Origin of the sequence: Caenispirillum bisanense (assembly GCF_900230255.1) — a bacterium.
GTDB lineage: Bacteria > Pseudomonadota > Alphaproteobacteria > Rhodospirillales > Rhodospirillaceae > Caenispirillum > Caenispirillum bisanense_A.
In genome coordinates, this window is record NZ_OCNJ01000002.1 from 231764 (window position 1) to 243736 (window position 11973).

Genomic DNA, 11973 nt, shown 5'->3' on the forward strand with positions numbered 1-11973 from the left:
TCGCCAAAGAAGAAAGGCCCGACCGTGGTGGTCGGGCCTTTCCGAAACTGGTGCCGGCGATAGGATTTGAACCTACGACCTACTGATTACGAATCAGTTGCTCTACCCCTGAGCTACGCCGGCGCCGGGAAGAGGCCGGGAAAATAGGCGACCCTTCCTGGATTTGCAAGCGGCAATGCGATGCCGCTTTCAAAAGCCGCGGCGGCGCATACAATCGCTCCGATTCGCAGTTCGATCGGGGAACCACAGCCAAAATGACCGACGTCGCCGCCGCACCATCTGCCTTCACCGCCCGCCTCGGCCAATGGGTCGAGAGCGTGCCCGTCCAGCGGGCGATCATGGTGCTGATCATCCTGAACGGCGTCACCCTCGGCCTGGAAACCTCGGACGCCGTCGTGGCCGCCGTCGGGCCGGCGCTGCACCTGTTCGACCGGCTGGTGCTGGCCGTCTTCACCTTCGAGATCCTGGCCAAGCTGGGCTACCGCCGCCTCGGGTTCTTCCGCGACGGCTGGAACGTGTTCGACTTCATCATCGTCGCCATCGCCCTGGTGCCGGCCAGCGGCCCGCTCGCCGTGCTGCGTACGCTGCGAATCCTGCGCGTGCTGCGCCTCATCTCGGTGGTGCCGCAGATGCGCCGCGTGGTGACGGCGCTGGTGTCGGCCATTCCGGGGCTGTTCTCGGTCTGCGCCATCATCGCGCTGTGCTTCTACGTCGGCGCGGTGCTGGCGACCAAGCTGTTCGGCAACAGCTTCCCCGACTGGTTCGGCACCATCGGCGCCTCGCTCTACACCCTGTTCCAGGTGATGACCCTGGAAAGCTGGTCCATGGGCATCGTGCGGCCGGTGATGGAGGTCTACCCCTACGCCTGGATGTTCTTCGTCCCCTTCATCGTCACCATGACCTTCGCCATTCTGAACCTGTTCATCGGCATCGTGGTCGACGCCATGTCCCAGGTCGCCCAGGCGGAGCGCGAGGAGGCGGCGGCGGAAGTGACGGCGGACGTGAAGACGGAAATGGCCGTCATCCATGCCGAGGATCACGCCGATCTCTCCGCCATCCGCGCCGAGCTGGCCGAAATGAAGGCCATGCTGCGGACCCTGGCGCCGGCCCGCGACGGCACCGCGGCCGAATGATCCGGCCGCGGCATCCGGCCGCGGGTCAGTGCCCCGGCCGGGTGCCGAACACGGCGGTGCCCACCCGCACGTGCGTGGCGCCGAGGGCGATGGCGGTCGGATAGTCGTCGCTCATGCCCATGGAGATCACGGGCAGCCCGTTGCGGCGGGCGATCTCGCGCAGCAGGGCGAAGTGCAGCGCCGGCTCCTCGTCCACCGGCGGGATGCACATGACGCCCCGCACCTCGAGCTTCAGCTCGTCGCGGCAGCGGGCGATGAAGGCGTCGGCCTCCTCGGGCGCGATGCCGGCCTTCTGCGGCTCCTTCCCCGTGTTGACCTGCACCAGCACGGGGATGCGGCGGCCCTGCTTGTCCATTTCGGCGGCCAGCGCGACGGCGATCTTGTCGCGGTCCACCGTTTCGATGACGTCGAACAGCGCCACCGCCTCCTTCGCCTTGTTGGACTGCAGCGGGCCGATGAGGTGCAGCTCGACGCCGGGGAAGCGCTCCTTCAGCGCCGGCCACTTGCCCTGCGCCTCCTGCACGCGGTTCTCGCCGAACACCCGCTGGCCGGCCTCCAGCACGGGCACGATGCGGTCCTCGCCGTGCACCTTGGAGACGGCGACCAGCGTCACCGACTCGGGGTCGCGGGCGGCGTCGCGGGCGGCCTTGGCGATGGCGTCGCGCACGGTGGCGAGGTTGGCGGCGGGATCGACGGGGGAGGACTGGTCGGACATGGCGGCGGCGGAACCCGGTGCTAGAGTGGCGGCATGTGGACCCGCACCCTAGCAAAGCCCATGCGCCGGCTCAATTTCCCGAAGGACGCGCCGCCGGCCGCGCGGCCGCGCCTCGCCGTCACCGACGCCGCCCGCACGCCCGACCCGGCGGCCATGGCCGCGCGCCTGCCGCCCGGCACCGTCGTCCTGTTCCGCCATTACGACGCCCCCGACCGCCGGGCGCTGGGCGCGCGGCTGGCGCGCGTCTGCCGCCAGCGGCGCCTGTATCTGCTTGTGGCGGGCGATGCGCGCCTCGCCGCCGCCCTCGGCGCCGACGGCCTCCATCTGCCCGAATACCTGGCGCGGCGCGGCCCGCCGCCGGTGGCCCGGCTGTGGCTGCGGCGACGCGGCGGGGTGTTGACGGTCGCCGCCCATTCCCCCGCCGCGCTGGCGTGGGCGGCGGCGCTGGGGGCTGATCTCGCGCTGCTGTCGCCGGTGTTCCCGACCCGCAGCCACCCCGGCGCGGCCACGCTCGGCCCCGTGCGCTTCGCCCTGTGGGCGGGGCGGGCGGGGGTGCCGGTGGCGGCGCTCGGCGGGGTGACGGCGGCGACGGCGCGGCGGCTGCCGGGCGCGGCGGCGCTGGCCGGCGTGCCGCCGGTCGCCACACGCTTGCCTTGATCGCTCCCCATCCTCATTTGCAGGAACGACGATTGGTCCGCGAGGGAGCCCGATGACCGCCCGCAGCCTGACCCTGACCATCAGCCGCCTGCGTCGCATGGGCGGCCCCGAGGGTCCGACGCTCACCGAGATGTCCGGCCATTTCGCCGACCGCTCGCTGCCGCTCGCCATCCTGGTGTTCGGCCTGTTCGGCACCGTGCCGTCGCCGGGCCTGCCGACCGGCTTCCTGTTCGGCTCGCTGGTCATGCTGCTGACGGTGCAGATGATGGTCGGTGCCTCGCGCCCGGCGCTGCCCGGCTTCGTCGGCCGCCGCCGGGTGCCGCGGCGGGCGCTGGACGCCATCCTGCGCCGCGCCGTGCCGCTGCTCCGCCGCATCGAGCGCCGCTTCCGGCCGCGCCTGCCGATGGTGTCGCGGGCACCGCTGACGGTGGTGACGGCGCTGCTGCTGCTCGCCATGGGCCTGCTGCTGGCGCTGCCCATTCCCTTCGGCAACGCCGCCCCGGGTTTCGCCATCGTGGCGTTGAGCCTCGGCCTGCTGACGCGCGACGGTCTCGGCATCCTGGCCGGCTGGGCGGCGAGCCTCGCGGCCTTCGCCTTCTTCGGAGCGTTGATCTGGGGCGCCGGCGGTCTCGCCGCCCTGGCCGTCTGACGTTCGACAGGAGAAAGCCGCCCGTGCCCACGCTGGTCGTCAACCGCAAATCCGGCACCGCCCGCCGCTTCGAGCGCGGTGAACTGGCCGCGCGCCTCGCCGCCACGGCCCGCGCCGCCGGGCTGACGGACGTCGAGGTGGCAGTGGTCCATCCGCGTGACATCGACCGCGTCCTGGCCGAGGCCGCCCGCGGCGGCGGCGAGGTCTGGGTCGGCGGCGGCGACGGCACGCTGCGGGCGGCGGCGCGTCATGTGCGGGCGGCCGGCGGCACCATGGCGGTGCTGCCGCTCGGCACCATGAACCTGCTGGCCCGCGACCTCGGCGTGCCGCTCGACCTCGACGCCGCCGTGCGGGCGCTGGCCGATGCGCCGGTGGCGCCCATCGACATCGGCTTGGTGAACGACGACCTCTTCCTCAACAAGTCGGCGCTCGGCCTCTACCCCGAGATGATCATCGACCGCGAGCGGCGCCGCCGCCTGTTCGGCTACGGCAAGTGGCCGGCCATGATGCGCGCCATGTGGCGGGCTCTGCGCCGCCACCGCCGCATGGACGTGGTGCTGACCGTCGACGGCATCGAGCGGCAGATTTCCACCCCCGCCCTCATCGTCGCCACCAGCGAGTACGAGTTCCGCACCGGCCGCCTGTTCCGCCGCCCTTCGCTGCGCGACGGGCTTCTTTCGGTCTACGTCAGCCACGAAAAGGGATGGGCCGGCTCGGTCGGGCAGATGGCCAAGATGTTCCTCGGCACCCTGCACACCGACCCGGAGCTGGAAATCATCCGCGTGCCGGCGGTGGACATCCACTTCGAGCGGTCGCGCGCCGTCGCCAACGACGGCGAGCTGGACTTCATCCGCGGCCCGCTGCTGTACCGCGTCGACCGTCATGGCCTGAATGTGCGCCAACCCGACCCCATCCCGGCCGCCGCCGACGCCTGGGTGCCCGGCCGTCACCGCGAGTTCGGCGCCGAGCCGCCGCCGGCGCCGCCGTTGCCGCTGTGACGCGGCGGCGTCGCCCACGTCTTTCCTTGCACGGCGCGCCGAATTCGCTATATTACACGTTGTAATCCTACATTCTCATGCCCCTTCGGGGTTTGGAGAGTGGGCCCCGAAGGCCCGCTCTTTTTTGTTTCACCACCACCACGGGATGAAGACCGACCGATGGACCTGACGACCCGCATCGCCGACCTGATCGAACCGACGCTCGACGACATGGGCTACGAGCTCGTGCGCGTGCAGCTGTTCGGCGGCCAGCGCCAGACGCTGCAGATCATGGCGGAGCGCAAGGACGGTGGCATGGGCATCGAGGACTGCTCGGCCATCAGCCATGCCGTCTCGGCCATTCTCGACGTCGAGGACCCGATCGCCGGCGCCTATCACCTGGAAGTCAGCTCGCCCGGCCTCGACCGGCCGCTGACCCGCGCCAAGGACTTCGACGTCTGGGCCGGGTTCGACGCCAAGGTGGAACTGGCGCAGCCGCACGACGGCCGCAAGCGCTTCTCCGGCCAGCTGCTCGGCCGCGACCCGGAGACCGACGAGGTCAAGCTGCGACTCGTGGAAACCGACGAGGAAGTCAGCATCCCGCGCCATGCCATCGGCAAGGCGAAACTGGTCCTGAACGACGCGCTGCTGGCCTGGGCGAAGGCGCAGCAGGACGAAGAAGAGGCCGGCGAGACCGATGCCGCCGCCGACAACGACGACAACTGAGGCTAGGCGAAGAGAGATGGAACGAACCGTAGGCATGGCCCGTCCCGAGCTCCTGCAGGTCGCCGACACGGTGGCCCGCGACAAGGGCATCGAGCGGGAAGAAGTGTTCCTCGCCATGGAGCAGGCCATTCAGAAGGCCGGTCGCTCCAAGTACGGGCACGAGAACGACATCCGCGCCACCATCGACCGGCACACCGGCGAGATCCGTCTGGCCCGCTACCTCGAGGTCGTGCCGTCGCGCGCCGAGGTCGAGGACGAGAACATCCAGATCCCGCTCGACCGCGCCGCCCGCAAGCGACCGGGCATCGAGGTCGGCCAGTTCCTGGTCGATCCGCTGCCGCCCATCGACTTCGGCCGCATCGCCGCCCAGACCGCCAAGCAGGTCATCGTCCAGAAGGTCCGCGACGCCGAGCGCGAGCGTCAGTACAACGAGTACAAGGACCGCATCGGCGAGATCGTCAACGGCCTGGTCAAGCGCGTCGAGTTCGGCAACGTCATCGTCGACCTGGGCCGCGCCGAGGCGCTCATGCGCCGCGACGACCTGATCCCGCGCGAGCACTTCAAGAACGGCGACCGCGTGCGCTGCTACATCAAGGACGTGCGGCAGGAGCCGCGCGGCCCGCAGATCTTCTGCTCGCGCACCGATCCGGGCTTCATGGCCGCCCTGTTCGCCCAGGAAGTGCCGGAAATCTACGACGGCATCATCGAGATCAAGGCGGTCGCCCGCGACCCCGGCTCGCGCGCCAAGATCGCCGTGCTGTCCAAGGACAGCTCCATCGACCCGGTCGGCGCCTGCGTCGGCATGCGCGGCTCGCGCGTGCAGGCGGTGGTGGCCGAGCTGCAGGGCGAGAAGATCGACATCATCCAGTGGTCGGAAGACGCCGCCACCTTCGTGGTCAACGGCCTCGCGCCGGCGGAAGTGGCCAAGGTGGTGCTCGACGAGGAAACCCGCCGCATGGAAGTGGTGGTGCCCGACGACCAGCTGTCGCTGGCCATCGGCCGCCGCGGCCAGAACGTGCGCCTCGCCAGCCAGCTGACCGGCTGGGACATCGACATCATGACCGAGGCCGAAGAGAGCGAGCGCCGGCAGGAAGAATTCCGCACCCGCTCGGCTTTGTTCATCGAGGCCCTGGATATCGACGACGTCATTGCCCATCTCCTGGTCACCGAAGGCTTCGAGAGCCTGGAAGAGATCGCCTTCTGCCCGCTCGACGAGCTGTCGACCATCGAGGGTTTCGACGAGGACGTGGCGGCCGAACTGCAGGCCCGCGCCCGCGTCTTCATCGAGGAGCGCAACGAGAAGGCCGACGAGCGCCGCCGCGAACTGGGCGTCGCCGACGAGCTGATGGACATCGACGGCCTGACCCCGGTGATGGTCGTGGCGCTCGGCGAGAACGGCGTGAAGACGCTCGACGACCTGGGCGACTTGGCCGGTGACGAACTGCAGGAGATCGTCGGCAAGGACCAGCTGACCAACGACGAGGCGAACGCCATCATCATGGCCGCCCGCGCCCACTGGTTCGACGACGAAGAACAGCAGCCCGCCGCCGCCGCCGCCGAAGGCGACGCCGAAAGCCAGGAGGGCTGACGCGACCGATGGCGCAGCAGCGGCCGGACAGCACGCAGGTCGAGGAGGGCACCCCCGCGGTGCCCTCGCCCGACCACGACGCGGCGATGGACGACGGCGTGGTGGTGGAGGACGGCGAGGGCTTCGATCCGGAAGGCTCGGAACCCGCCGGTCCACACCGCCGCTGCATCGTCTCCGGCGAGGTGCGCCCGCGGGAAGATTTGATCCGTTTCGTGCTCGCGCCGGACGGAACGGTGGTGCCCGACCTGGAAAACGCCCTGCCCGGTCGGGGTTTGTGGTTGAGCCCCCGCCGGGATATGATAGAAACGGCCATGACCAAGCGAGCTTTCGCTCGGGCGGCGCGCCGCAAGGTGGAGGTTCCGGCCGATCTGCCGGACCGCATCGAGGCGCTGATGCGCCGCAAGGTCCTGGATCTTCTGGGTCTGGCCCGGCGGGCGGGTTCTGTGACCGCCGGTTACGACAAGGTACGCGCCCTGCTGAAGGACAAGCGGCAGGGTGCGGTCGTCCTGTTGGAGGCCAGTGACGGCGCCGCGGACGGCCGAGGCAAGATCCGGGCACTCGCCCCCGATCTGCCGGTGATCGACCTGTTCACCGGCGCCGAACTGGGCGCCGTGTTCGGACGGGACATAACGGTTCATGCGGTCATTTCCGCTCAAGGGCGCGCCCAGGCGTCGCTCGCGGAACGCATCGGAGTGCAGGCGGAGCGGCTTGCCAGGTACAGGGGAGGCCGGTCTTCGTGCTGAAAGAAGGATGAGACGCGCGGACGTCCGGCAGAGCCGGCCCGTCGCCGAAAAGAATTTGTGAAGGATCCGGCCCGGCCGGGTCGTTCGAGGAAGGAGCCAGCGCGAGGCGCGGCGCCTTCACACGAGGTCCCGGCAAGACGGTCGGGACCGGGGAACCGGAGACTGATTGAAGCTTATGGCGAACGAGAACGAACGGAAGCTGACGCTCGGTAAAGGGAAGCTGGAACTGTCGAAGCGGGTCGAAACCGACCAGGTGAAGCAGAGCTTCTCGCACGGCCGCACCAAGGTGGTGCAGGTCGAGCGCCGCAAGAAGCGCCACATCGCGCCCGGCACCGAAGGTCAGCGGCCCGAGGGTGCGGACGCTCCCGCGGCGGATGCGCCGCAGGTCGAGCGCGCTGCCTCCCCCGGCGGCGTGCGTCTGCAGCCGAAATCCAGCCGGATCGACCCGCCGCGCCGCGACACCCGCGGCGTGACCCCGCCGTCCGGCAACCTGGCCAGCGAAGAGCGCCAGCGCCGTCTGGCCGCCCTGCAGGGCGCCATCATCGACCAGAAGCGTCGCGAGGAAGAGGAGGCCCGCCGGGCCGCCGAGGAAGCCGCGCGCCGCAAGGCCGAGGAAGAGGAGCGCCGCCTGCGCGAGGCCGAAGAGGCCAAGCGCCGCGCCGAGGAAGAGGCGCAGGCCGCCGCTGCCGAAGCCGCCCGTCCGGCCGAGCCGGAGGCCCCGGCCGCCGCGGCCGAGCCCGAGCAGGCGCCGGAAGCCCCGGCTGCGCGTCCGGCCCAGCCCGGCCGCCCGGCCGCCGCGACTCCGGCGACCGCCCGTCCGGCCGTTCCGGGTGCCCGCCCGGCCGGCCGTGGCGACGACGAGGACGAGGATCGTCCGCGCCGCCCCGGTGGCGGTGGTGGCGGCGGTGCCGCCGCGCCCAAGGGTCCGGCGCCGCGCAAGGTGGCCGCGCCCAGCAAGGCCGCCGACGGCAAGCGCCGCGGCAAGCTGACCATCGCTGCCGCGCTCGACGACGACGAGCGGGGTCCGCGCGGCCGGTCGGTCGCGGCCATGCGCCGCGCCGCCCAGAAGGAGCGCCGCAAGCAGCAGGGCTTCAACCAGCCGTCGGAGAAGCAGGTCCGCGAGGTCATCGTCCCCGAGACGATCACCGTGCAGGAACTCGCCAACCGCATGGCCGAGCGCGCGCCCAACGTCATCAAGACGCTCATGAAGATGGGCGTGATGGCGACCATCAACCAGCCCATCGACGCCGACACCGCCGAGCTGGTGGTGGCCGAATTCGGCCACAGCGCCAAGCGCGTGTCGGAAGCCGACGTGCTCGATGGCCTGGGCGGTGCCGACGACCGGCCGGACGAGATGGTCTCGCGCCCGCCGGTGGTCACCGTCATGGGCCACGTCGACCACGGCAAGACCTCGCTGCTCGACGCGCTGCGCGAAACCGACGTCGTATCGTCGGAAGCCGGCGGCATCACCCAGCACATCGGTGCCTATCAGGTCACCATGCACTCGGGCGACAAGATCACCTTCATCGACACCCCGGGCCACGAGGCGTTCACCGCCATGCGCTCCCGCGGTGCCAAGGTGACCGACATCGTCGTCCTTGTGGTGGCGGCCGACGACGGCATCATGCCGCAGACCATCGAAGCCATCCGTCACGCCCGCGCCGCGGAAGTGCCGGTGGTGGTGGCCATCAACAAGATGGACAAGCCGGGCGCCAACCCGGACCGCATCCGCCAGGAACTGCTCAACCACGAGCTGGTGGTGGAAGAAATGGGCGGCGACGTCCTGTCCATCGAAGTGTCGGCCAAGAAGCGCCTGAACCTCGAGAAGCTGGAGGAGGCCATCCTCCTGCAGTCGGAAATCCTCGACCTCAAGGCGAACCCGAACCGCATGGCCGAAGGCACCGTGGTCGAGGCGAAGATGGAGAAGGGCCGCGGGTCCGTCGCCACCGTCCTCATCCGCCGCGGCACGCTGCGGGTCGGCGACATCTTCGTGGCGGGCACCGAATGGGGCCGCGTGCGTGCGATGATCGACGACCACGGCAATCGCGTCGAGGAAGCCGGTCCGGCCTTCCCGGTCGAGGTGCTGGGCTTCCAGGGCACGCCGCAGGCCGGTGACGACTTCAGCGTCGTCGAGGACGAGGCCAAGGCCCGCGACGTCGCGAGCTACCGCCAGCGCAAGGAACGCGAGGCGCTGGCCGTCAAGTCGGCGCGCGGCTCGATGGAGCAGATGTTCGCCAAGATCAAGGCGGGCGAGGCCAAGGAACTGCCGGTGGTCATCAAGGCCGACGTGCAGGGTTCGGTCGAAGCCATCGTCGGCACGCTGGAGAAGCTGTCGACCGAAGAGGTCAAGGTGCGCGTGCTGCACTCGGCCGTCGGCGGCATCAACGAGTCCGACATCACGCTCGCCAAGGCGTCGGAAGCGCTGGTCATCGGCTTCAACGTCCGCGCCAACCCGCAGGCGCGCGAGCTGTCGCGCCGCGACGGGGTGGAGATCCGCTACTACTCCATCATCTACGACGTGGCGGAAGACATCCGCCGGGCCCTGACCGGCCTGCTCGAGCCGACCTTCCGCGAGAAGTTCATCGGTTACGCGCAGATCCGCCAGGTCTACAACATCACCAAGGTCGGCAAGGTCGCCGGCTGCATGGTCACCGAGGGCATCATCAAGCGCGGCTGCAAGGTTCGCCTGCTGCGCGACGACGTGGTGATCCACGAGGGCGAGCTCGGCCAGCTCAAGCGCTTCAAGGACGACGTCCGCGAAGTGCGCGAGGGCTTCGAGTGCGGCATGTCGTTCGCCAACTACGACGACATCAAGGAAGGCGACCTCATCGAGTGCTTCGAGATGGAAGAAGTGGCGGCCGAGCTGTAAGGCTCCCCGCTCCTTCGAGGTCGACAGTGAAGCCCGGCCCAGCCGGGCTTCACCGCTTCCGGCCCATCCGGACTGAAAGGACAAGAGCGTCATGACCAGAGGACGCGGCAAGCCCCCCAGCCAGCGCCAGCTGCGGGTGGGCGAGGAAATCCGTCACGCATTGGCCTGGGCCCTGGAGCGCGGCGATTTCGGCAATGCCGGGCTCGACCGCCCGGTGACGGTGACCGAGGTGCGGGTCAGCCCCGACCTGCGCAACGCCACCGCTTTCGTCACGCCGCTGGGCGGCGGCGATCCCAAGCCCGTGCTGCAGGCGCTGCGCCGCATCGGCCCGCACCTGCGCCACGAACTGGCGCGCCAGATGCGCATGAAATACGTGCCCAACCTGTCGTTCCAGGCCGACGAGAGCTTCGACGAGGCGCAGCACATCAACGTGCTGCTGCACAGCCCTGAAGTGGTGCGCGACCTCGACCACGGCCCGGCCTATCCCGACGGCTTCGCCGACGAGGACGAAGACGAGGAAGGCGCCGAGGAAGGGGACGAGGACGAGACCGGCGAAGAGGCCGACGCCGGCGACGCGGGCGGCGACCGGCATGGGGCGTAAGCGGCGCGGTCGCCCCATCGACGGCTGGCTGGCCGTCGACAAGCCCGTCGGGATGACCTCGACGGCGGTGGTGTCGCGCGTCCGCCGGGTGCTCGACGCCGCCAAGGTCGGCCACGGCGGCACCCTCGACCCGCTGGCGTCGGGCGTGCTGCCCATCGCCCTCGGCGAAGGCACCAAGACCGTCGCCTACGTCATGGACGGCCGCAAGACCTACGCCCTGACCGTGCGCTGGGGCGAGGAACGCTCCACCGACGACCGCGAGGGCGAGGTGACGGCGACCTCCGACGTGCGCCCGACCGCCGAGCAGATCAATGCCGCCCTGCCGGCCTTCATCGGCGAGATCGAGCAGGTGCCGCCCAAGTTCTCCGCCGTCAAGGTGGAGGGCCGCCGCGCCTACGACCTCGCCCGCCGCGACGAGGAGGTGGAGCTGAAGGCCCGCCGCATCCTCATCGAGGATTTCAGCCTGGTATCCCAGCCCGATGCCGACCATGCCGAGTTCCGCGTGGTCAGCGGCAAGGGCGCCTACATGCGCAGCCTCGCGCGCGATCTTTCCCGCGCGCTCGGCACCGTCGGACACGTCGCGGCACTGCGCCGCACGGCCTGCGGACCCTTCACCGAGGCCGGCGCGATTTCGCTGGATAAACTGGAGACCCTCGGTCATAGTGCCGCGTCATCCGACTTCCTGCTTCCCGTCGCGACCGCGCTGGACGACATCCCGGCACTGGCCTTGACGGAAGCGGAGGCCATCCGCCTGACGCACGGACAGCCCCTTCCGGTGCTGCCCGTCGTTCGGCGTTCCGATGTTCAGGGCGTCATCGCCGGTACGACGGTGCGCGCCATGTGCGGCGAACGCGTGGTGGCTCTGGCCAGGATCGAAGGCGGGGAAATCCGCCCGGTCCGTGTCATCAACACACACGATTGATAGAAAGGGTAGACGATGTCGATCACTCCCGAGCGCAAGCAGGAAGTCATCGCCGAGTTCGCGCCGAAGCCCGGCGATACCGGCTCTCCCGAGGTTCAGATCGCGATCCTCACCGAGCGGATCAAGAACCTGACCGAGCACCTGAAGATCCACAAGAAGGACACGCACTCCCGTCGCGGCCTTCTCATCCTGGTGGGTCAGCGCCGCCGCATGCTGGACTACGTGAAGCGGAAGGAAGTGGCCCGCTACGAATCGCTCCTCGAGCGTCTCGGCATCCGCCGCTGAGTTCAGCGTTACAGGCACGGCCCGCTCCCGGTCCTCCGGGGCGGGCCGTCACCGTCCGGCGGGCATGCCGGCGGTGACTTTCGGGGCCCTGCCCGACGATGGGCGCCC

General features: G+C 70.1%; 12 protein-coding genes and 1 tRNA gene. 11 read left to right on the top strand and 2 right to left on the bottom strand.

All coding sequences use genetic code 11. The annotated features are described in order from the left end of the window. Positions 1 to 48 precede the first annotated feature (48 nt). Positions 49 to 123 (bottom strand) — tRNA-Thr (locus CRP50_RS05540). A 131-nt stretch (positions 124 to 254) separates the two neighbouring features. On the opposite strand from CRP50_RS05540, the gene CRP50_RS05545 reads away from it, so the two are divergent. Beyond that, complete coding sequence (locus tag CRP50_RS05545; RefSeq protein WP_097277993.1) at positions 255 to 1133, top strand: ion transporter; 879 nt, start codon at positions 255 to 257, stop codon at positions 1131 to 1133. A 25-nt stretch (positions 1134 to 1158) separates the two neighbouring features. Here CRP50_RS05545 and CRP50_RS05550 read toward each other — a convergent pair whose 3' ends face one another. Continuing rightward, on the bottom strand, positions 1159 to 1848 hold the full coding sequence (locus CRP50_RS05550) for a YggS family pyridoxal phosphate-dependent enzyme (protein ID WP_097277994.1): 690 nt from the start codon (positions 1846 to 1848) through the stop codon (positions 1159 to 1161). A gap of 60 nt (positions 1849 to 1908) precedes the next feature. Here CRP50_RS05550 and CRP50_RS05555 point away from each other — a divergent pair, with 60 nt between their 5' ends. The 10 genes from CRP50_RS05555 (at position 1909) to rpsO (ending at position 11865) form a co-directional block, all read left to right on the top strand. Then, positions 1909 to 2505, top strand: a complete 597-nt coding sequence (locus CRP50_RS05555) for a thiamine phosphate synthase (RefSeq protein ID WP_097277995.1) — start codon at positions 1909 to 1911, stop codon at positions 2503 to 2505. A 52-nt stretch (positions 2506 to 2557) separates the two neighbouring features. Next, positions 2558 to 3154 (top strand): exopolysaccharide biosynthesis protein, encoded by a 597-nt coding sequence (locus CRP50_RS05560; RefSeq protein ID WP_097277996.1) that lies wholly within the window; start codon positions 2558 to 2560, stop codon positions 3152 to 3154. A 23-nt stretch (positions 3155 to 3177) separates the two neighbouring features. Continuing rightward, positions 3178 to 4152, top strand: coding sequence for a diacylglycerol/lipid kinase family protein (locus tag CRP50_RS05565; RefSeq protein WP_176525046.1), 975 nt, complete (start codon positions 3178 to 3180; stop codon positions 4150 to 4152). Positions 4153 to 4311: 159 nt separating this feature from the next. Further along, positions 4312 to 4857, top strand: coding sequence for a ribosome maturation factor RimP (rimP, locus tag CRP50_RS05570; protein WP_097277998.1), 546 nt, complete (start codon positions 4312 to 4314; stop codon positions 4855 to 4857). Between the two features lie 16 nt (positions 4858 to 4873). Then, positions 4874 to 6445, top strand: a complete 1572-nt coding sequence (nusA, locus tag CRP50_RS05575; RefSeq protein ID WP_097277999.1) for a transcription termination factor NusA — start codon at positions 4874 to 4876, stop codon at positions 6443 to 6445. Positions 6446 to 6453: 8 nt separating this feature from the next. Then, positions 6454 to 7188: an RNA-binding protein gene (locus tag CRP50_RS05580; RefSeq protein WP_245913379.1), complete on the top strand. Its 735-nt coding sequence runs from the start codon at positions 6454 to 6456 to the stop codon at positions 7186 to 7188. 175 nt (positions 7189 to 7363) lie between these two features. After that, complete coding sequence (infB, locus tag CRP50_RS05585) at positions 7364 to 10057, top strand: translation initiation factor IF-2 (protein WP_097278000.1); 2694 nt, start codon at positions 7364 to 7366, stop codon at positions 10055 to 10057. 91 nt (positions 10058 to 10148) lie between these two features. Next, positions 10149 to 10658, top strand: a complete 510-nt coding sequence (gene rbfA / locus CRP50_RS05590; RefSeq protein ID WP_097278001.1) for a 30S ribosome-binding factor RbfA — start codon at positions 10149 to 10151, stop codon at positions 10656 to 10658. Then, positions 10648 to 11580, top strand: a complete 933-nt coding sequence (gene truB, locus CRP50_RS05595) for a tRNA pseudouridine(55) synthase TruB (RefSeq protein ID WP_097278002.1) — start codon at positions 10648 to 10650, stop codon at positions 11578 to 11580. The genes rbfA and truB overlap by 11 nt, the downstream gene beginning before the upstream one ends. A gap of 15 nt (positions 11581 to 11595) precedes the next feature. Continuing rightward, a complete protein-coding gene (gene rpsO / locus CRP50_RS05600; protein ID WP_097278003.1) occupies positions 11596 to 11865 on the top strand; it encodes a 30S ribosomal protein S15 in 270 nt (89 codons plus the stop codon). Positions 11866 to 11973 lie beyond the last annotated feature (108 nt).